The 19,954-nt window shown below is 62.5% G+C and carries 19 protein-coding genes; 8 read left to right on the top strand and 11 right to left on the bottom strand.

What is annotated here, in order from left to right; all coding sequences use genetic code 11:
• Nucleotides 1-226: 226 nt before the first annotated feature.
• Both ACODSJ_RS04455 and ACODSJ_RS04450 read left to right on the top strand, forming a co-directional pair.
• Nucleotides 227-580 carry a putative quinol monooxygenase gene (locus tag ACODSJ_RS04455; protein ID WP_489100563.1) on the top strand — a complete coding sequence of 118 codons (354 nt, stop codon included), beginning with the start codon at nucleotides 227-229 and terminating at the stop codon, nucleotides 578-580.
• Nucleotides 581-622: 42 nt separating this feature from the next.
• Nucleotides 623-856 carry a hypothetical protein gene (locus ACODSJ_RS04450; protein WP_489100562.1) on the top strand — a complete coding sequence of 78 codons (234 nt, stop codon included), beginning with the start codon at nucleotides 623-625 and terminating at the stop codon, nucleotides 854-856.
• Between the two features lie 213 nt (nucleotides 857-1,069).
• On the opposite strand, the gene ACODSJ_RS04445 is transcribed toward ACODSJ_RS04450, so the two are convergent.
• Nucleotides 1,070-1,690, bottom strand: a complete 621-nt coding sequence (locus tag ACODSJ_RS04445; protein ID WP_489100561.1) for a flavin reductase family protein — start codon at nucleotides 1,688-1,690, stop codon at nucleotides 1,070-1,072.
• Nucleotides 1,691-1,851: 161 nt separating this feature from the next.
• The gene (locus tag ACODSJ_RS04440) at nucleotides 1,852-2,253 is read right to left on the bottom strand and encodes a hypothetical protein (protein WP_489100560.1); all 402 of its coding nucleotides are present in this window, start codon (nucleotides 2,251-2,253) and stop codon (nucleotides 1,852-1,854) included.
• A 341-nt stretch (nucleotides 2,254-2,594) separates the two neighbouring features.
• Here ACODSJ_RS04440 and ACODSJ_RS04435 point away from each other — a divergent pair, with 341 nt between their 5' ends.
• The gene (locus ACODSJ_RS04435) at nucleotides 2,595-3,350 is read left to right on the top strand and encodes a COG4705 family protein (protein ID WP_489100559.1); all 756 of its coding nucleotides are present in this window, start codon (nucleotides 2,595-2,597) and stop codon (nucleotides 3,348-3,350) included.
• Between the two features lie 138 nt (nucleotides 3,351-3,488).
• On the opposite strand, the gene ACODSJ_RS04430 is transcribed toward ACODSJ_RS04435, so the two are convergent.
• From ACODSJ_RS04430 to ACODSJ_RS04415, 4 genes are all read right to left on the bottom strand, one after another.
• Nucleotides 3,489-4,808, bottom strand: a complete 1,320-nt coding sequence (locus ACODSJ_RS04430) for an MFS transporter (RefSeq protein ID WP_489100558.1) — start codon at nucleotides 4,806-4,808, stop codon at nucleotides 3,489-3,491.
• Nucleotides 4,809-5,110: 302 nt separating this feature from the next.
• Complete coding sequence (locus tag ACODSJ_RS04425; RefSeq protein WP_489100557.1) at nucleotides 5,111-6,451, bottom strand: sigma-54-dependent transcriptional regulator; 1,341 nt, start codon at nucleotides 6,449-6,451, stop codon at nucleotides 5,111-5,113.
• Nucleotides 6,444-8,210, bottom strand: a complete 1,767-nt coding sequence (locus ACODSJ_RS04420) for a sensor histidine kinase (RefSeq protein ID WP_489100599.1) — start codon at nucleotides 8,208-8,210, stop codon at nucleotides 6,444-6,446. Before ACODSJ_RS04420 ends, ACODSJ_RS04425 begins: the two co-directional genes overlap by 8 nt.
• A gap of 245 nt (nucleotides 8,211-8,455) precedes the next feature.
• Nucleotides 8,456-9,979, bottom strand: coding sequence for a fumarate hydratase (locus tag ACODSJ_RS04415; protein ID WP_489100556.1), 1,524 nt, complete (start codon nucleotides 9,977-9,979; stop codon nucleotides 8,456-8,458).
• 451 nt (nucleotides 9,980-10,430) lie between these two features.
• Between ACODSJ_RS04415 and ACODSJ_RS04410 the strand changes: the two genes are divergently transcribed.
• Nucleotides 10,431-11,537: a GGDEF domain-containing protein gene (locus ACODSJ_RS04410; RefSeq protein WP_489100555.1), complete on the top strand. Its 1,107-nt coding sequence runs from the start codon at nucleotides 10,431-10,433 to the stop codon at nucleotides 11,535-11,537.
• Nucleotides 11,530-12,468 carry an iron-sulfur-binding ferredoxin reductase gene (locus tag ACODSJ_RS04405; protein ID WP_489100554.1) on the top strand — a complete coding sequence of 313 codons (939 nt, stop codon included), beginning with the start codon at nucleotides 11,530-11,532 and terminating at the stop codon, nucleotides 12,466-12,468. The genes ACODSJ_RS04410 and ACODSJ_RS04405 overlap by 8 nt, the downstream gene beginning before the upstream one ends.
• A 194-nt stretch (nucleotides 12,469-12,662) precedes the next feature.
• Here the strand turns inward: ACODSJ_RS04405 and pyk are convergent, their stop codons facing one another.
• Nucleotides 12,663-14,114: a pyruvate kinase gene (gene pyk / locus ACODSJ_RS04400; protein WP_489100553.1), complete on the bottom strand. Its 1,452-nt coding sequence runs from the start codon at nucleotides 14,112-14,114 to the stop codon at nucleotides 12,663-12,665.
• Nucleotides 14,115-14,386: 272 nt separating this feature from the next.
• Between pyk and ACODSJ_RS04395 the strand changes: the two genes are divergently transcribed.
• A complete protein-coding gene (locus tag ACODSJ_RS04395; RefSeq protein WP_489100552.1) occupies nucleotides 14,387-14,758 on the top strand; it encodes a tetratricopeptide repeat protein in 372 nt (123 codons plus the stop codon).
• A 273-nt stretch (nucleotides 14,759-15,031) separates the two neighbouring features.
• Nucleotides 15,032-15,394, top strand: coding sequence for a PilZ domain-containing protein (locus ACODSJ_RS04390; protein ID WP_489100551.1), 363 nt, complete (start codon nucleotides 15,032-15,034; stop codon nucleotides 15,392-15,394).
• Nucleotides 15,395-15,548: 154 nt separating this feature from the next.
• On the opposite strand, the gene ACODSJ_RS04385 is transcribed toward ACODSJ_RS04390, so the two are convergent.
• Complete coding sequence (locus tag ACODSJ_RS04385; RefSeq protein ID WP_489100598.1) at nucleotides 15,549-15,653, bottom strand: hypothetical protein; 105 nt, start codon at nucleotides 15,651-15,653, stop codon at nucleotides 15,549-15,551.
• A gap of 63 nt (nucleotides 15,654-15,716) precedes the next feature.
• On the opposite strand from ACODSJ_RS04385, the gene ACODSJ_RS04380 reads away from it, so the two are divergent.
• Nucleotides 15,717-16,265, top strand: a complete 549-nt coding sequence (locus ACODSJ_RS04380) for a hypothetical protein (RefSeq protein WP_489100601.1) — start codon at nucleotides 15,717-15,719, stop codon at nucleotides 16,263-16,265.
• Between the two features lie 49 nt (nucleotides 16,266-16,314).
• On the opposite strand, the gene ACODSJ_RS04375 is transcribed toward ACODSJ_RS04380, so the two are convergent.
• The 3 genes from ACODSJ_RS04375 to ACODSJ_RS04365 form a co-directional block, all read right to left on the bottom strand.
• A complete protein-coding gene (locus tag ACODSJ_RS04375; protein ID WP_489100550.1) occupies nucleotides 16,315-17,646 on the bottom strand; it encodes a DUF58 domain-containing protein in 1,332 nt (443 codons plus the stop codon).
• A gap of 214 nt (nucleotides 17,647-17,860) precedes the next feature.
• A complete protein-coding gene (locus ACODSJ_RS04370; RefSeq protein ID WP_489100549.1) occupies nucleotides 17,861-18,865 on the bottom strand; it encodes an AAA family ATPase in 1,005 nt (334 codons plus the stop codon).
• Nucleotides 18,862-19,950, bottom strand: coding sequence for a DUF4350 domain-containing protein (locus ACODSJ_RS04365; RefSeq protein ID WP_489100597.1), 1,089 nt, complete (start codon nucleotides 19,948-19,950; stop codon nucleotides 18,862-18,864). Before ACODSJ_RS04365 ends, ACODSJ_RS04370 begins: the two co-directional genes overlap by 4 nt.
• Between the last annotated feature and the right edge of the window lie 4 nt (nucleotides 19,951-19,954).

Genomic DNA, 19,954 nt, shown 5'->3' with positions numbered 1-19,954 from the left:
GGCTTGCGGGAGCGCCACCCGGCAACGTCTTTGAAACTTGCTTGATACCTTTTGTTTCAACTTTCGGCTTTGCAGCCGATGGCTGGCAGGCGTTGGCGTGTCGACAGGCAGGATTGTGCAATGGGTCGGCAGGAATCGACTAACCCGGGTGGTCGACGGACCCTTAACCTTTGATCCTGTAGCGGCCTGTCCCCGGCTGCACGACGGATAACCTGGGAGGTTGAACATGTCTACACAGATTCCCGTCAGCCACATGGCTTTTGTGAGGGCCCGCGTCGGTTACTCCAGGCAATTGGGTGCACGCCTGAGTACGCTGATCACGCCTTCGCGTCAAACACCCGGCTGCCTGCACTTTGCCTTGCAGCAATCGCAGTGCGACGCCGATTTGTGGCTGCTTTCCGGGCTCTGGACCAACCAGTCGGCGATGGAAGCTTATTTCAACTCTCCGGCCATGGCGATTTTCTCCGAGTTGGTGCAGCACCTGGTGGTCAGCAGCCTGGATTTCCACACTTTCAAGGACGTGTCTGTCGCCCAGGCGACCGAAGGTGGCGTGGCGAAGGTGCACAAACTGGCCGGTTGAAGGTTTAATGGCCGTCATTTTCCACCGCCAGGATGCGCGAACATGGCACGTAAAGCCTTTGAAACCTTTGAAGCTGTTTCTGCAGTCGTTCCCCGGGAGGGCGGCGGCTACTTCGCCGCCATTGCCACCAAGGCCATCGGCGGCTCGGGGGCGCCGCGTTTCAACAAGGTGCTTGAAGAGCAGAACTTCTCGACAGCTACCAAAGCCGATGAAGCGGCAGCGGTGCAACTGACCCATCTCAAGGGGGTCAGCGAGGAGGGTGGGTTGATCTGGTAATCAGCGCAGTTAACGCCGTGGAAGCAAGGCTGTAGGTACTGAAGGTACTCAGTGTGGGAGCAAGGCTTGCCCGCGATGAAGGCGCCTCGGTTTCTCAGGTAGACCGCGTTGCTTGCATCGCGGGCAAGCCTTGCTCCCACAGAAACCGCTCCCACAGAAACCGCTCCCACAGAAATCGCTCCCACAGATGACCTTTTTGTCTAAATGCAGCCCTTATCGAGGGCGATGCATCTTGAACAACGCCTCAGGCCCCAGCTGGAAGTAATCCGCCGGTCCGCCGCCGCGCAGGATCGGTTCGGCCGCGGCGGTGTCGTAGATCCCATCCTTCAACAGCCATTTGGCGATATGCACGGCGACCACTTCGCCGAGGATCAGCCAGCTCGGCACTAATTCCTTGTCCGCCCGCTGCAACTGAATGATCTGGGTGACCTTGCATTCGAAGGACACCGGGCTTTCGGCGACGCGCGGCACCTGGATGACCCGTGACGGCGCCGTCGTCAAACCCGCCAATTCGAACTCATTGACCTGGGGCGCGACCATCGCGCAGCTCTGGTTCATCTGCTCGGCCAGTGGGCGAGTGGCCAGGTTCCAGGCGAACTCACCGGTCTGTTCGATATTGTTCAGGCTGTCTTTGCGTCCGACGCTGGAAAAACCAATGATCGGCGGAATGTAGTTGAACGCGTTGAAGAAGCTGTAGGGCGCCAGGTTCAGGCGACCTTCGCCATCCTGGGACGAGATCCAGCCAATGGGACGCGGACCGACGATGGCATTGAACGGGTCGTGAGGCAGGCCGTGGCCTTGGGCGGGTTCGTAGTAGTGGATGTCGTCGGGCATTGCGGGCATTCCTGGAAGGCGTTCGGAGGCGGCCAATAGTGCAAGGCCGGGCCTGTTTTTTCCAGATCGGTTTGAGGCAAAAAAGATCGCCGCCTCGGCAGCGCCTACAGACCGGATTCAATCCGTAGGCGTTGCCGAAGGCGGCGATCTGTGTGTCGACATTAACCTATCACGCCAGCAGTGCCGGTCTTGTCAAAACCGTCGGCGGCGATGGCGTCGGCGGTGCCAGTCTTGTCGAAGCCGTCAGCGGCGATGGCGTCGGCGGTGCCGGTCTTGTCGAAACCGTCGGCGGCGATGGCATCAGCGGTGCCGGTCTTGTCGAAGCCGTCAGCGGCGATGGCGTCAGCGGTGCCAGTCTTGTCGAAACCGTCAGCGGCGATGGCGTCGGCGGTGCCGGTCTTGTCGAAGCCATCTGCGGCATAGCTGCCCGAATGGCTGCGTTCGATGGCAGCGCTGGCGTTAGAGCCGAAAGAGGCGGTACCGGTCTTGTCGAAACCATCGGCAGCAAAGGTATTGGCGGCCAGTACGGACAGGGTCAGGGCGAGGATCAGTTTGGTTTTCATGGTCGTAAACTCCAGGTTCGTTGGCGATGTGTCTTGCATGGGTTGAATGCTACGCCGATTAAACTGATTAAAAAGCGCAAAATAATGCTGGAAATAATCGATTAAATAGATATTAAGAGCGACGTATTCAATTCGCTTTCCATCGTCAGAGCGAACGTCGCGCAGGTCATCGATCAGGTGAAAGCAGGATGCAGTGCCAGCATTAACCGGTGATTAATCGCTGTTCGGATGTAAATGACAGATTTTTCATACATTCCCGACCTGTTTTTCACTGCTGCAACGCCAGTCTGCGCCGGGCCAAAAACAAGCGCCGCACGTCAACACTGGAGCCTTTCCCTGCGATGAATAAACTGCCTCAAATCACCCTGGCCTTCTGGGTCATGAAAATCTGCGCAACGACCCTGGGCGAGACGGCGGGGGATTTGCTGTCGATGACCCTGGACGTCGGTTACGCCGTCAGTTCGCTGATTCTGATCAGCGTCTTCGTCCTGACCCTGGTCACGCAGTTGATGTCCAAGACCTACAAGCCTGTCCTGTATTGGATCGTGATCCTGTCCACCAGCACCGCGGGCACCACCATGTCCGACTTCATGGATCGCACCCTCGAACTGGGCTATGCCACCGGGTCGATGATCCTGATCGCGATTTTGCTGGCGATCTTCGCCGCCTGGCGCCTGAGCGGCGATTCGCTCAACGTGACCAAGGTGCAAACCTTTCGCGGCGAGATGTTCTATTGGATGGCGATTCTGTTTTCCAACACCTTGGGCACCGCGCTCGGTGACTACCTGGCCGATGATTCGGGCCTGGGGTTCGCCGGTGGTGCACTGCTGATCGGCTCGACCATTGCCGTGGTCGTGCTGCTCAAGTACTTCACCAGGATTTCGTCGGTGGTGTTGTTCTGGATCGCGTTCGTACTGACCCGTCCGTTGGGTGCGACGCTGGGCGACTTGATGACCAAGTCCCACGAGAAGGGTGGCCTGGACTTCGGCACCATCGGTTCTTCGGCGGTGCTGGGGGGAATCTTGCTGGTGATGATCGCCGGGGCGGCGTATGCGCAGAGTCGCTATGGCAACCGGGAGGCTGCGCAGTTGAGCTGAGACCGAGTCGCGCCCTTCGTCGGATCGCCGCCCGGAGCAAGCCCGCTCCCACAGGATTTTGAGCAGAACCTGTGGGAGCGGGCTTGAACTGTGAAAGGGGCACTACAGTCTCTAGAGTAATGACCGCGGGAACACCGATCAGTCCGTCACGATCCGCGAATGCTTGCGGGTGTCTTTCATGGTGACGTACACCAGCAGCGATACCGCGATGCACGCCGTCACGTACCAGTAGTAGCCGGTTTCCATGCCGATGCTCTTGAACCACAGGGCGATGTATTCGGCGGTGCCGCCGAAGATCGAGACGGTCAGCGCGTATGGCAGGCCGACGCCCAGGGCGCGGATTTCGGTGGGGAACAGCTCGGCTTTCACCACCGCGTTGATCGAGGTGTAGCCGCTGACGATGATCAGCGCGGCCATGATCAGGAAGAACGCGCCCCACCAGGTCTGGATGGTGTGCAGGGTGGTGAGGATCGGCACGGTGAACAGCGTGCCGAGGATGCCGAAGGCAATCAGGATCGGCCGACGCCCGATCTTGTCCGACAGGCCGCCGATCACCGGTTGCAGGCACATGAACAGGAACAACGTGGCAGCGGAAATGGTGGTGGAGTCGGAAATGCTCATGCCGACGGTGTTCACCAGGTATTTCTGCATGTAGGTGGTGTAGGTGTAGAACGCCAGGGTGCCGCCCATGGTCAGGCCGACCACGGTCATCAGTTCCTTGGGATGGCGCAGCAAGGTGCGCATGGCGCTTTCCTTGGCTTTCTCTTTCTTGGTGAACGACTCGGTTTCTTCCATGCCGCGTCGCAGGTACAGCGCCACGATCGCGCACAGGGCGCCGATGGCGAACGGAATGCGCCAGCCCCAGGCGTACAGCTGTTCGCTGGTGAGGAACTGCTGCAGCACGATCAGCACGCCGAGGGCGATGAGCTGGCCGGAGATCAGGGTCACGTACTGGAAGCTGGAGAAGAAACCGCGACGTTCCTTGGTCGCCATCTCGCTCAGGTAGGTCGCCGAGGTGCCGTATTCGCCACCCACCGACAGGCCCTGGAGCAAGCGGGCGAACACCAGCAGGAGCGGCGCGCCGACGCCGATGGTTTCATAGCCCGGGCTCAGGGCGATGATCAGCGAACCGAAGCACATCAGGTAGACCGAGGCCATCAGCGCGCGTTTGCGTCCGGCGCGGTCGGCGTACAGCCCCATCAACCAGCCGCCGATCGGGCGCATCAAGAAGCCCACGGCGAAGATCGCGGCAGTGTTGAGCAACTGGGCGGTGGTGTCGCCCTTGGGGAAGAAGACTTTGGCGAAGTACAACGAGAACGCGGCGTAGACGTACCAGTCATACCACTCGACCATGTTGCCGACCGAACCGCTGAAGATCGACTTGATCCGGCTGGCGGTGGTTCTTTCACGGGCGGGTACGGCAGCCGACCCAATGGGCAGGGCGTTGGAGTTATCCATTGAAGGATCCTTCGTTTAATTGTTGTTGTGGAGCGCGTGGGAGCGCAGCCTGACAGGGCTATAGCAGAAGCTGTGCCAGGTGCCGGAAGGCCGGTTTAGAGGGGGGTGTGGCGCTGGATGAGCGGAAATCCGCTCATCTTGGCTGGGGGTGTGGGCGGGAATCCGCTTATGCAAAGAGATGCAGTGCCTGTATTGGCCTCATCGCGAGCAAGCCCTCTCCCACATTTCGTCCGGCGTACACATGCCCCTGTGTGCGAGCTTGCTCGCGATGGGGCCGGCACAGCTTGCGTAGAAATCAGGCCCTACAAAAACATCTCCCGACTCAACCCATGCCGCTGCATCTTTTCATTGAAGGTACGCCGCGGCAGTTGCAGTTCTTCGAGCACCGCTTTCACATCGCCCTTGTGCCGCATCAGGGCAGCCCGCAGGCATTGGGCTTCGAAGGCTTCCTGCTGGGCGGCGAGGGATTGACCGGGTTCCATGTCCAATCCAGGGGACTGGTCCAGCCCCAGGACCTGGCGTTCGGCAACGTTGGCCAGTTCCCGCACGTTGCCCGGCCAGTCGTGGCTGAGCAGGTGGTTCAGTTGCGCAGCGCTCAACGGCGCGGCGGCGCGGCCCAGGCGTTCGGCGGCGTGGTGGGTGAAGTGTTCGAACAGCAGGGGAATGTCCTCGCGCCGTTCACGCAGCGGCGGCAGGCGCAGTTCGGCGATGTTCAGGCGATAGGCCAGGTCTTCGCGAAAGCGCCCGGCCCGGGCTTCGTCCAGCAGGTCGGGTTTGGTGGCGGCGACGATGCGAATGTCCACCGCGATGCTCTGGTTGGAGCCCAGGCGTTCGAGTTTCTGTTCCTGCAACACGCGCAGCAGCTTGACCTGTTGGGCCAGGGGCATGCTTTCTATTTCATCAAGGAACAGCGTCCCGCCATGGGCGTATTCGAGCTTGCCGATGCGCCTGCCCTGGGCGCCGGTAAAGGCGCCGCTTTCGTGGCCGAACAATTCGGCCTCGAACAACGGTTCGGGAATGGCCGCGCAGTTCAAGGCGACGAAGGGCTTGCTCGCCCGCGGGCCGAAATCGTGCAGGCAGCGGGCGACCAGTTCTTTGCCGCTGCCGGTTTCGCCACGGATCAACACGTTGACCGGCAGTGCCGCCAGGTCCAGCACCTGGCGCCGCAGGTTTTGCAGCGCGCGGGAAACGCCCAAGAGCGTTCCATCGAGCCGGGCGCGGGCATCGGCCTGTTCGTGCAGGCGACGGTTCTCCAGTACCAGGAAACGCTTGTCCAGAGCGCGGTGCAGGCTGCCAAGCAGGGCGTCGGGGCTGAAGGGTTTCTCCAGGAAGTCGTAGGCGCCGTCGCGCATGGCTTCGACGGCCATCGGTACGTCGCCGTGGCCGGTCAACAGAATCACCGGCAGGTCCGGATCGCGGCGGCGCACTTCGGCGAGCAATTCCAGGCCGCTGAGCCCGGGCATGCGCACGTCGCTCAGGATCACCCCCGGGAAGTGCTCCGGGAGATGCGCCAGGCATTCCTCAGCGCGGCTGAACAACTGCACCTGGAACCCGGACAGGCTCAACCACTGCTCGACGGCGCTGCGGATGCTGCTTTCGTCATCGACGACCAGGACGTTTTTCAAGGTGGAAGGGCTAAGCATGCAGCGGCGTCTCCTGATCGATGGGCAAGGTCACGCAGAACACCGCGCCGTTTTCATGATTGTCGGCGGTCAACCGCCCGCCGGATTCGTGAATGATCGCAAACGAAACCGCCAGCCCCAAGCCCAGGCCATCGCCCACGGCCTTGGTGGTGAAGAATGGATCGAAGACCTGGGCCAAGTGCTCTTCGGCGATCCCGCTGCCGCTGTCGCTGACTGTTAGGCACCACAATTGCTCATCGGCCTCCAGGCGAATGTCCAGGCGCTTGGTCGGTTGCCCGGCCATGGCGTCGAGGGCGTTGCGCAGCAAGTTGATCAGCACCTGTTCGAGGCGGATCGCATCGCCCCGCACCCACGCCGGGCGGCTCAGGTGCAGCACGGTGCTGACGTTTTCGTCCCGCAGCCGGGTGTCCAGCAGTTGCAGGGCCTGGTCCACCACCGCTGCCAGGTCCAGGCGTTCGCGCAGGCCGCTGGGGCTTTTGCGGGCGAAGGTCTTCAGGTGGCCGGTGAGGGCGGCCATGCGGGTGAGCATGTCGTCCACCGGCTTGAGGGCCTTGTAGGCGTCGTCGATCCGGCCGTGATCGAGCAGCAGGCGCAGGGTTGCCAATTGCATGCGCTGGGCGGTCAGTGGCTGGTTGATCTCATGGGCCAGGGCCGCCGACATTTGCCCCAGGGCCGCGAGCTTGGCCGATTGCACCAGGCCGTCCTGGGCGGTGCGCAGGTCTCGGGTGCGTTCCTCTACCAACCGTTCAAGTTCCTGGCGACTGCGCTGACGCAGCTTTGCCAGGCGCCAGCGCTGGTTGAGAAACAGCAGCAGGAACACCAGCGCCAGCCACAGCCCGGCGGCGGCGAGCCCGGCGTTGCGTCGGTCTTCGAAGGCGATCTGCGGCTGGCGCAACAAGTGCAACGTCCAACCTTCGGCGCTCAGCGGCAGCGATTCCCACAGGTAGTCCGCTGTGCCTGCGGGCGCTTGGACCCGGGCCAGGTGGCTGTTGTCGTCAAAGCGCCGTAGCGACTCATAGGCCAAGGGTTGCAGCGGCTGCTTGTCGTACTGGCGGGTGGCCTTGAGTTCGGCGCGGTCGCTGTCGCTCAAAGGTTGCAAGTGGCGGTAGCGCCAGCCTGCGCGATTGGCGATGAAAATGATGCCCCGGGCATCGCTGACCAGCAGGGTGTCGCTGCCTTGGCGCCATTCGCGCTCCAGGTCCGGGAACTCCAGCTTGACCACCATCGCGCCGAGGAACTGGCCGTTCTCGTCGGTCACCGCGCTGGAAAGGAAGTAACCCGGAATGCCGCTGGTCACCCCCACCGCATAGAAACGCCCGGTGCCCTGGGTGCGGGTCTGGATGAAATAGGGGCGAAAACCATAGTTGTGGCCCACGTAGCTGCTGGGCAGGCGCCAATTGCTGGCGGCAACGGCCAGGCCGGTATGGTCGAGCAGCTCCAGGGTCGACGACTGTGCTGCGCCGTTGATTTGTTCGAGCTTGCGGTTCAACGCCTCCTGTTGCGTCGCACTGACCGGTCCCTTGAGGGCCGAGCGCAATTCCGGGTCCAGTGCCAGGACGGCGGGGAGGGTGCGGTAGCGTTCGATCAGGGTGTGCAATGAGTTGGCGTACAAGGCCAACTGCTGGTTTGCCCGGTTGGCGTCCTCCTGCAGGGCCGCACGCTCGGCGTGGCGCACGGCCAGCGTCGCGGCCACCACGGCACCGGCCAGGATCAGCAAGGTGTACAACGACAGGCGCAAGGTACGGGTGGTCGGCAGCATGCTGGCGTGAACCAGTGGCGGGTCGGGCGGGCACGATAGCATGGCACATCCCACATGGATGCAAGCTGCGCCACCGCTATCGCGAGCAAGGCGGTTCACTTGAGGTTTGTGTGAACAATTGTGGCGAGGGAGCTTGCTCCCTCGCCACAGGTCATCTGTTGTTCTTAAGTTAAAGGGGAGCCATCAACAAAAAGGCCGGTGGGCATGTTGCCCCACCGGCCTTTTTCACTGCGGCTAAGTGCGTGTTACTGCACTTCTACCGCCAGGCTGTCGCTGATCTTTTTCTGCCAGATGGCAGGGCCGGTGATGTGCACCGACTCGCCCTTGCTGTCGACCGCGACCGTCACCGGCATGTCCTTGACCTCGAACTCGTAGATCGCTTCCATGCCCAGTTCGGCGAAGGCCAGGACCTTGGACTTCTTGATCGCCTGGGCGACCAGGTAAGCCGCGCCGCCGACGGCCATCAGGTAGACGGCCTTGCTGTCCTTGATCGCTTCGATGGCGGTCGGGCCGCGCTCGGATTTGCCGATCATGCCCAGCAGGCCAGTCTGCTCGAGGATCTGACGGGTGAACTTGTCCATCCGCGTGGCGGTGGTCGGGCCGGCCGGGCCGACCACTTCGTCGCCCACCGGGTCGACCGGGCCGACGTAGTAGATGAAGCGACCTTTGAGGTCCACCGGCAGGGTTTCACCCTTGTTCAGCATCTCGACCATGCGCTTGTGCGCCGCGTCGCGACCGGTGAGCATCTTGCCGTTGAGCAGGACGGTTTCGCCCGGCTTCCAGCTCTGCACTTCTTCCGGGGTCAGGGTGTCGAGGTTCACGCGACGGGCCGACGGGCCAGCTTCCCAGACGATTTCCGGGTAGGCGTCCAACGGTGGCGCTTCCAGGGCGGCAGGGCCGGAACCGTCGAGCACGAAGTGCGCGTGACGGGTGGCGGCGCAGTTCGGGATCATGCACACCGGCAGGGAGGCGGCGTGGGTCGGGTAGTCCATGATCTTCACGTCGAGCACGGTGGTCAGGCCACCGAGGCCCTGGGCGCCGATGCCCAACTGGTTGACCTTCTCGAACAGCTCCAGGCGCATTTCTTCGATGCGGTTCTGCGGGCCGCGGGCCTTGAGCTCATGGATGTCGATGGATTCCATCAACACTTCCTTGGCCATGACTGCGGCTTTCTCGGCGGTGCCGCCGATGCCGATGCCCAGCATGCCCGGTGGGCACCAGCCGGCGCCCATGGTCGGAACGGTTTTCAGCACCCAGTCGACGATGGAGTCGGACGGGTTGAGCATGGCCATCTTCGACTTGTTCTCGGAGCCGCCGCCCTTGGCCGCCACGTCCACTTCCACGGTGTTGCCCGGGACGATGGAGTAGTGGATGACCGCAGGGGTGTTGTCCTTGGTGTTTTTGCGCGCACCGGCCGGGTCGGCGAGGATGGACGCACGCAGGACGTTTTCCGGCAGGTTGTAGGCGCGACGCACGCCCTCGTTGATCATGTCGTCCAGGCTCATGGTCGCGCCATCCCAACGCACGTCCATGCCCACACGCACGAACACGGTCACGATGCCGGTGTCCTGGCAGATCGGCCGATGGCCGGTGGCGCACATGCGCGAGTTGATCAGGATTTGCGCCATGGAGTCACGGGCTGCCGGCGATTCTTCGCGCAGGTAGGCCTCGTGCATCGCCTGGATGAAATCCACGGGGTGGTAGTAGGAAATGAACTGCAGGGCGTCGGCAACGCTCTGAATCAGGTCGTCTTGCTTGATCACGGTCATGAGTCGCGCTCCTCTCTAAGACGGGAACATTCAATAAGGCACCGCCCGTTTGGGTGCATCGGTCGACGGACGGAACCTCTTAGGACACGCCGGGCATGTTGGCGCGACGTTAAAAAGGCGCGGCAGTATATCGCAGGCGAGGGGCCTGTGGGAGCGAGCTTGTTCGTGATAGCGATGTGGGAGCAAGGCTTGCCCGCGATGAAGATCATGCAATCTCCCAGAGAATCGAGGTGTCCGCATCGCGAGCAAGCTTTGCTCCCACAGCCCAACAGGGCGGTGCACAGATTAGGTGTCAGGCATCAAACCACTGCGTCAATCTAGGCCATTGCTTTGACGCCATTTTTCTGCTCCAGAATTGAATGGTCATTTGTCCTACACGCCACTAAAGTGGCGTCTGGCCTGTAGCGTTGGACGCCTCTGTCAGTTTTCCTTTTTCATGGTGAGTCAACGATTGACCCAAAAAGCCATTCAACGTCTTTTACTGAAACGCTTCGCTTTGGCGGCCGTGACCTACGCGCTGGCGCTGGTGTTGTTGTGGCTGGCATTTTTCAGTGGTCATTACCTTGACTCGTTGCGCGGCGTCATCATCGGCAGCGGGTTGGTGGTGTTGTGCCAGGCCGGGCTGTTCGCGCTGTTTATCACCGGCCGCAACCTGCGATTCGAGGACCCCAGCCTCACCGAAATGCAGGTCTTGATCGGCCTGGGCTGGCAGACCTGGATGATGGCGCACCTGGATCAGGCCCGGGGCGTGTTCCTGGTGTTCTATGTGCTGATCCTGCTGTTCGGCTTGTTCCACTTGTCCCGCCGGGCCTTCGTGCGCTGTGCGACGCTGGTGTTCATCAGCTTCACCGGCATCAACCTGTGGGACGGCTACTTCTTCCGGCTTCCCGACCCTACGCTGGCCGCGTTGCAGGTGTGCGTGCTGTTCATGGTGTTGGTGTGGCTGGTGTTTTACGCCCGCTACGTCCAGACCTCGCGCCAACGCATGCGCCAGCGGCGGTTCGCCTTGCAGGCGCACCAGGACACCCTGCGCGGCATGATGCGCCAGCTCGAAGACCTGGTGGCCACCGACGAACTGACCGGGCTGTTCAACCGTCGCCACTTCCTGCGCCTGGCTTCTCGCGAGCTCAACACCCTGCGGCCCAATGTCGCCCATGGCCTGGCCTTGATCGACCTTGATCACTTCAAGCGGATCAACGACCTGCACGGCCACGCCGCCGGCGACCAGGTGCTCCAGGCGTTCGCCGGGGTCGCCACGGCCTGCCTGCGCGAGGGTGACGTGCTGGCGCGTTACGGTGGCGAGGAGTTCGTCATGCTCTTGCCCGATTGCGATCCCTCGCGCCTGACCGCCTGTTGCGAGCGGCTGCGGCTGGCGTTCACCGAGGTCGAGCTGATCGGCCTGCAAGTCGGTGCCCTCAGCCTGTCGGCGGGCATGACGATGCTGGAAATGGGCGATGACCTGGACAACGCCTTGCAGCGCGCCGACCAGGCCTTGTACCGCGCCAAGCGAGACGGCCGCAATCGCTGCGCCGCCGCCTGGGAGAACGTCGATGCCTGAGTTGACGGTCGGCGACCGGCAATGGACGGTGGCGGCGGGCAGCAATCTGTTGGACGCCTTGAATCAGTCCGGTGTGCCGGTGCCCTACAGTTGTCGCGCCGGCAGTTGCCATGCGTGCCTGGTGCAATGCGTCGGTGGCGATGTGCGCGACAGCCGACCCGATGCGCTGAGCCCGGCGCAGCGCGATCAAGGCTGGCGACTGGCGTGCCAGTGCCAGGTCGTCGAGGATGTGCAGGTCCATGCCTTCGACCCGCAGCGTGACGGCCAGGCGGCCCGAGTGGCGGCGGTGGACTGGCTGGGCCCCGACGTGCTGCGTCTGCGCATCACGCCTGAGCGGGCGCTGCGTTACCAGGCTGGGCAGCACCTGGTGCTGTGGGCTGCTGGCGTGGCCCGGCCATATTCCCTGGCGAGCCTGCCCGAGGAAGACCGCTTCCTGGAGTTTCACCTCGACTGCCGCGAACCCGGCCGGTTCAGCGATGCGGCGAGACAGATGAAGGCGGGCGACCCGATCCGCCTTGGCGAACTGCGCGGTGGGGCCTTGCATTACAACCCCGACTGGCATGACAAACCCTTGTGGCTGCTGGCCGCCGGCACTGGCCTGGCGCCGCTGTTCGGCATCCTGCGTGAAGCCCTGCGCCAGCGTCATCAGGGGCCGATCCGGCTCATCCATGTGGCCCACGATGCGGCCGGGCACTATCTGGCCAAGCCCTTGGCGGCGCTGGCGGCCAAGCATCACAACCTCAGTGTCGAGCTGCTGACCTCGGCCGAGGCCGCGCTGGCGCTGGGGCAACTGCGCTTGGCGTCCCGGCAAACCCAGGCATTGCTGTGCGGCCACCCCGAGCGGGTCGAAGCCTTCGCCAAGCGCTTGTACCTGGCCGGCTTGCCGCGCAATCAGCTGTTTTCGGATGTCTTCCTGACTCGGGCGAGCTGAGCCAAATCTCGCCTATCCCTCAAATACCTGTGGGAGCGGTGTATTCAAATGCTGTGCGTCTCCCGTGGGGAGCGAACTTGCTCCGGGCGGCGATCCGACGAAGACGGTCGTTCAGGCACTACATTCCTGAAGCCAAAATCAAAAAAGCCCCGCCATTCACATGGCAGGGCTTTTGGTTTTCAGCGCTCGGTCACTCAGACCATCGGATCGCCAACGTGCAGGATCTTCATCCCGTTGGTGCCGCCGATGGTGTGGTAGCTGTCGCCTTTGGTCAGGATGACCCAGTCGCCGGTCTGCACCACGCCGCGCTTGACCAGTTCGTCCACCGCCGCCTGGCTGACTTCGCCCGGTTGCAGGGCGGCCGGGTCGAACGGCACGGTGTAGACGCCACGGAACAGGGAGGCGCGAGCCTGGGTTTCGCGGTGCGGGGAGAACGCGTAGATCGGCACCGAGGAGCGGATGCGCGACATGATCAGCGGCGTGTAGCCACTTTCGGTCAGGGCGATGATCGCCTTCACGCCGGGGAAGTGGTTGGCGGTGTACATGGTTGCCAGCGCGATGCTCTCGTCGCAGCGCTCGAACGTCTTGCCGATGCGGTGGCTGGAGGTCTTGCCGGTAGGGTGCTTCTCCGCGCCGATGCAGATGCGTGCCATGGCCTGCACCGCTTCGAGCGGGTATTGACCGGCGGCGCTTTCGGCCGAGAGCATCACGGCGTCGGTGTAGTCGAGCACGGCGTTGGCTACGTCGGACACTTCGGCGCGGGTCGGCATCGGGTTCTGGATCATCGACTCCATCATCTGGGTCGCGACGATCACCGCTTTGTTGTGGCGGCGAGCGTGCAGGATGATCTTCTTCTGGATGCCCACCAGCTCGGCGTCGCCGATTTCCACGCCCAGGTCGCCACGGGCCACCATCACGGCGTCGGAAGCCTTGATCAGGCCATCGAGGGTTTCGTCGTCGGCCACGGCTTCGGCGCGTTCGATCTTGGCCACCAGCCAGGCGGTGCCGCCGGCTTCGTCGCGCAGTTGGCGGGCGTATTCCATGTCGGCGGCGTCGCGTGGGAAGGACACGGCCAGGTAGTCGACTTCCATTTCCGCGGCCAGCTTGATGTCGGCCTTGTCTTTTTCGGTCAGGGCCGGAGCCGTCAGGCCACCGCCGCGACGGTTGATGCCTTTGTGGTCCGACAGCGGGCCACCGATGGTCACCACGCAGTTCAGTTCAGTGTCGGTGGCGGTCTCGACGCGCATCACCACGCGGCCGTCGTCGAGCAGCAGCTCGTCGCCCACGCCGCAATCCTTGACCAGGTCCGGGTAGTCGATGCCGACCACTTGCTGGTTGCCTTCGGTCAGCGGATGGCTGGTGGAGAAGGTGAAGGTGTCACCGATTTTCAGTTCGATACGCTTGTTGGCGAATTTGGCGATACGGATCTTCGGGCCTTGCAGGTCACCCAGCAGGGCGACGAAGCGGCCGTGCTTGGCGGCCAGGTCGCGCACCAGCTTGGCACGAGCCTTGTGCTCGTCCGGGGTGCCATGGGAAAAGTTCAGGCGGGCGACGTCCAGGCCAGCCAGGATCAGCTGTTCGAGAACTTCCGGCGAATGACTGGCCGGGCCAAGGGTAGCAACGATTTTGGTGCGACGGACGGACATGCAAGACTCCTCAGGTTCAAGCGCCAGCGAAGGCTACTATGCTCTTTGGGTGTAGTCATTGTTCATATGCACTACTTATTCGTTTCTTTTTCGAAAGGAACATTCCTGAAAATTTTCACGCTTTTTTGCCCAACACAACTCCTTTGTGGCGAGGGGATTTATCTGTGGCGAGGGGATAAATCCCCTCGCCACAAGAGCACTCCCAGTACCATTTCAGGTTGAAGATTTCCCCACCCAGGCCGATACAGCACTCAAGACAGGAGAACCTTCCCATGCGATTCGTGCTTTTTATTGCCCTGGCCCTGAGTATCACGGGCTGCACCCGTTGGTCGATGGACCATCACATGAACCTCGCCTACAAGGCCTATGAGCGCGGCAATTGCGAACAGGTGATGCTCGAGCTGTCCCAGGTCGACCGCGACAGCCGGGCCCGTCGCTACATGCAGCCGGAAGTCTCGATGATGCGCGGCCAGTGCCTGGAACGGCAAAAGCTGTTCGTCGATGCGGCGCAGACCTATCAGTTCATCATCATGCAGTACCCCAACAGCGAATACGCCTTCCGCGCCCGTGCCCGGCTCGAGACCCTGCAGAGCCTGGGCCATTATCCGACTCGCAGCGCCTCGGCCATCCGTCCCGCTTCCTGAGGTATAGCGGGGCCATCGTGCCCCGGTGGCCATTACAGGGCGGTTTGACCGGCCACTGTTTATGGGCTGGCCGCCCGGCAATCATGAGCTATATTGTACAAGTCGTATTAGAGCTAGATCTCTAGATCCAAGGGGCACCTGTGACCGGCATCAGTTCAGGCCAAGGCGTATATAGGCGTCTGGCACCGGGATCGGGGAGAGCGGGCTGGCGTGTGCTCGTTCCGAAATATTCGGTTGCCCCTGTACGGGGTCGTTCAAAAAGCGATGCAAGACATGTACAAGAACCGGCGAATCGAGCGGCAGCAGCTGCCGTATTTCCTGAAAGTGTTTAATGGCGTCAACGACAGGCCCATCGGCTTTTTAGGCAATGTCTCAGAAGATGGCCTGATGCTCATCAGCCATTTGCCGTTGTTGGTCGGTGCCGATTTTGATCTGCGCCTGAAAATTCCTTCCGACGAGGGCGGGCAGCAAATCATCCAGATCAAGGCCAATTGCTTGTGGTGCCGTGAAGATGTCACGCCACAGCATTTCGATGCCGGCTTCAAACTGCGAGGGATAGCGCCGCCGGAGTACGGGCAACTGGTCAGCGACCTGCAACAGTATTTCAGTTTTCATCCGCTGCCCGAGTCGGCTTAAGTCTCGGCGTTTTCTGGTAGTTATTACCGCCCTGTGGGAGCGAGCCTGCTCGCGATGGCGTCGGCACAGTCGGCATTGATGCAAGCTGAGCCACCGTCATCGCGAGCAGGCTCGCTCCCACAGGTTCTGCATCCGTCCTCGTTTATATAGGCCTTCAGCGCTGAACCTTCGCTTCGCTATCCAGCAGCTTCTCCAGCAACACCCCCCCATCTTGCCTCTGGTGAATCGCCAGGGCCAGGTTGCGCGGCCAGTCTTCCAGGCCTTCCGATAAATCCAGGATCAGCGTGCTTGCAGAAAAAAGGTTTCGCAGGTGTGCGCGAGCATGGCTGTGGCCCGTTTGTCGGCGCTGTCGAAGTTGACAGGTGTGCGGGCAGATAGCCCTGTCGTCTACTGGATCGTGGACTCCATTGGCGCTGTAGCCAATTGGATATTCCTTAGCGTTCAGGAGAAGGTCATGGACACTGTCGAGGCTGGAAAAGGTGCGGAAATTACAATAAGGGCGCAACGAGACGAGGGATGGGCAGATCTCAAGCTGGAATACTCATGGGCGCAAGGTGGCAAGCTGTTCTCTGTGCGGACGCTTAGCTACAGAGCGGGAAATAATGGCCGTTCGAAAGGCAACATAAAAATAGGGCTCGTTTCAAAAGGCAATACGGGCTGGGTAGAGTTGACGGGTAGTGGTGTTCAGAATGGCAACTGGCATAGTTTTGTCAAAACGCTCGCTGTAGAAGGAGACGCCAAGTCCGCAGACATCCATTTCAATTGGATATACGACCAGGCGTTTCCGAGGGCCGACATCAATATGACGGGAATGGCGACCAAGCCCTATTCCGCTTCTGCTGCAACGCCGTCTGATGGCATTTCTCAATGACTGTCAGCGTTACGACTAGAAGGCCTGGCACAAGCAAAAACAACAATGTCTATGCGGTCCCGGCCTTTTTCCAGGCAAGGTATTGCGTCACCAATTGCGCCCCCAATTCACTGGGGCGTGAGTCCAGCACCGGGATGGCGTGGGCGCCCAGTCGCTTGTGCAGCTCGGCCCGCGCATTCAAATAGTCCACCGTCCCGCAATAAGCCAAGGCTTCGGGCAGGGTTTGCACCGGCGCCTGGCGCAAGTGGTCCAGCGCCTCTTCCCGCAGGCTGGCCAGCAGGACCCGGTGCTGTTGGCCCAGCCGTTTGAGGGCGGCCAGCAGCTCTTCATCGTCTTCGTCCCGCAGGTTGGTCACCAACACCACCAGGGCCCGGCGCTTTTGCCGGGCCAGCAGTTGGGTCACGGCGGCCTGGTAATCGGCGGGGCGTTGGCTGCTGTCCAGGTCGTAGACGCTGTTGAGCAAGACGTTGAGCTGGCCGCTGCCCTTGACCGGCGCGAGGTAGCGGGGCTGTTCGGTGGCGAAGGTACTCAGGCCCACGGCGTCGCCCTGGCGCAAGGCGGTGTAGCTGAGCAGCAGGCAGGCGTTGAGGGCGTGGTCGAAATGGGACAGCTCGCCGTCCTGGCTGCGCATGCGCCGACCGCAATCGAGCAGGAAGATGATCTGCTGGTCGCGCTCGTCTTCGTACTCCCGGGCGATGGGTGTGCGGTGGCGTGCGGTAGCTTTCCAATCGATCTGGCGCAGGCTGTCGCCTTCGCGAAACTCGCGCAGTTGATGGAATTCCTGGCCTTGGCCGCGTCGTTGACGCTGGCGGATACCCAGTTGACTGAGCCAGTTGTCCACGGCCAGCAGTTGGCCCTCGTAGAGCCTGGCGAAGTCGGGGTAGACGCGGGTTTCGTCGACGGCGTCCAGCAGGCGTTTGTCGGTCCACAGGCCCAACGGGCTCGGCAGGTGGGTCTCGCAGTGTTCGAAGGTGAAGTGCCCGCGCTTGAGCGGGCGCAGGCGATAGCCGACCTGGCTGTGCTGGCCGGGTTGCAGTTCGACCGACAATGGCAGGTTTTCGAAATCCAGGCCATCGGCGACGTGATCGAAGACCCGTACGTTCAGCGGTTGATTGAAGTCATGACTGACTTGCAGGCGTACCTCGCTCCATCGACCCAGTGCCAGGCTCCCCGGCATTTGCCGCTGCACCCGGGGCGAGGGCAGGCGCTTGAGGCGCACGGCGTCGAGCGTGGCCAAGGCCAGCAGCGCCAGCAGCAAGCCCCAGTTGATCGACAACAGCACCGGTGGAATCGCGATGTCCAACGCCCGCAGCGCGCCCAGCACGATACTCACGGCCAGCAACACGGCGAGCCAGGTCAGCAGCAGGCGGGAGGGTTTCATGGGTGCATGCTCTCGCGGGAGGTGTTTGCCTTGGCAAAGAAATTTGCTGCTGCGAGGTTTCCTGTGGCGAGGGAGCTTGCTCCCGCTGGGCTGCGAAGCGGCCCCCAGGTTCTATCTGACACACCGCCAGGGGAGGCTGCGCCTCCAGCGGGAGCAAGCTCCCTCGCCACAGAGGACTGCGTTGGCCAGGCGAGCGTGTGCAAGGACACGGCATTCACAACCGCGGCGCCGGCACTTGTTCGAGCAGTTGCCCGAGCACCTGGTCCACCGACAGCCCTTCGATGTCCAGCTCCGGCGCCAGGCGTACCCGGTGGCGCAGTACCGCCAGGGCGCAGCCCTTGACGTCATCGGGCACCACGAACTCGCCGCCGCGCAACAACGCCCGCGCCCGCGCGCAACGCACCAGTGCAATCGAGGCACGCGGGCCGGCGCCGAGGGTCAGCCCCGGCCAACTGCGGCTGGTGCGGGCCAGGCGCACGGCGTAGTCGAGCACCTGCTCGTCCATCGGCAGGTCGCTGGCGATGCGTTGCAACGCCTGCACATCCTTGGCTTGCAGCACCGTGCGCAACGGCTGCACGTCGAGCATGTCGGCGCGGGTCGAGCGGCTGACTTGGCGCACCATGTCCAGCTCCTGGCTCGCGTCGGGGTAGTCCATGCGCACCTTGAGCATGAACCGATCGAGCTCGGCCTCCGGCAGCGGGTAGGTGCCTTCCTGTTCGATGGGGTTCTGGGTGGCGAGCACCATGAACGGCTGGCTGATGGGCAACGCACGGCCTTCGAGGGTGACCTGGCGTTCCTGCATGGCTTCGAGCAGCGCCGCCTGGGTCTTGGCCGGGGCGCGGTTGATCTCGTCGGCCAGCAGCAGGTTGGTGAACACCGGGCCCTTGCGCAGCTTGAACTGCTCGGTCTGCAAGTCGTACACCGCATGGCCGGTGACATCGCTGGGCATCAGGTCCGGAGTGAACTGGATGCGCGCGTACTCGCCACTGAAACAACGCGCCAGGGCGCGCACCAGCAGCGTCTTGCCCAGCCCCGGAACCCCTTCTAGCAAGACGTGGCCGCCGGCAATCAGCGCCGTGAGCACATCGTCGATGACCTCGGCCTGGCCGACCACCGCCTTATGCAGTTCGCTGCGTATGGCCTGGGCCAACTGACTGGCACGCTGGCGCTGTTGGGTGGCATGGGCCTGGCTGCCGGCTGGTTCGTTCTGTTCGGTCATAGGGCGTTCCTGAGGTTTTGCAAATGGGCGACCAAGCGGCAGAACTCTGCGCTGGACAGGCGCTGTTTCGGCCGGGGGCTTAGGGCCTGGCTGATGGCTCGGGTGGGTTGGCGCGTCAGGCGGGCGAGTACTTGCCACTGTTCGGCGACGGCCAATTGTTCGAAACCGGGGTGTAGATGGCGGGCGCGGCGCAGCACGTCCTGTTGCAAGGTGTGCAACAAATGTTGCTGGCCGTTGTGGCGCAGGTGGAAACCGGCGCTGGCCTGCAAGTGTTCTTCCAGCTGGCGCCGTGCTTTGGGCGCCGGTTGCTGCAACGGGCCCAGGCGTGCCGCCGCGTGCCACAGCCACAGGCCGATCAGCGCCAGCAGGGCAACCAATGCTTGGGGGAAATAGCGCAGCAGCAGGCTCAGCAGGTTGTCGTGGTCGGTGTTGAACAGCAGCGTGACGTCGGTGTCGGCGCTCAGGTACCAGAGCAGCCAGGCGTTGTCGTATTGGCCGATGTGTTCGTTCTTCCACACCTCGGCGTCGGTGAGCACGGTGATCGAGCCCAGGCCGAGGTTCAATTGCATCATGTGGGTCGACAATGCGCTGTTGGCCCAGGCTTGGGCCAGGTTGTGCGGGTCTTCGAGGTGATAGTCGGTGTCGAAATCGACATACGCCGGCGCCTCTTCGTCTTCCAGGTACAGCTTGGTCAGCTCGGGGTAGCGGTCCTTGACGAGGTCTGGCGCCGGTTCCTTGAGGTCCTTGCTCAGCATTTGCCGCAGGAGTACGCGGTCCAACAGCAAGTCGCCGCTGCTGCCGGTGCTCTCGTCCCACAGGGCCTCGGCGACAAACAGCAGCCGCCCGCCGGCTCGGGTCCAGTTCAGCACCTGGTCGACATCCCGTGGCGTCATGTTGCTTCGCTCCCCCAGCAACAGCAGGCTGCGCTGGCGGGGCTCCAGGGTGGGGAGGACGTCGAGGCTATTGGCGTGATCGACCTTGATGCCCTGCTGGCGCAGGAAATGTTCGGCCGCCAGGTAGGGGTTGGCCTGGGCTTGCGGCGAGGGGCCGTGGTCGATGGTTTCCTGGTAGGGCACCGCCTTCATATAG

The sequence above is a fragment of the Pseudomonas sp. FG6 genome, from assembly GCF_057809015.1.
Note: the sequence above shows the minus strand (reverse complement) of the source record. Positions and strands in the feature narration are given on the sequence as shown.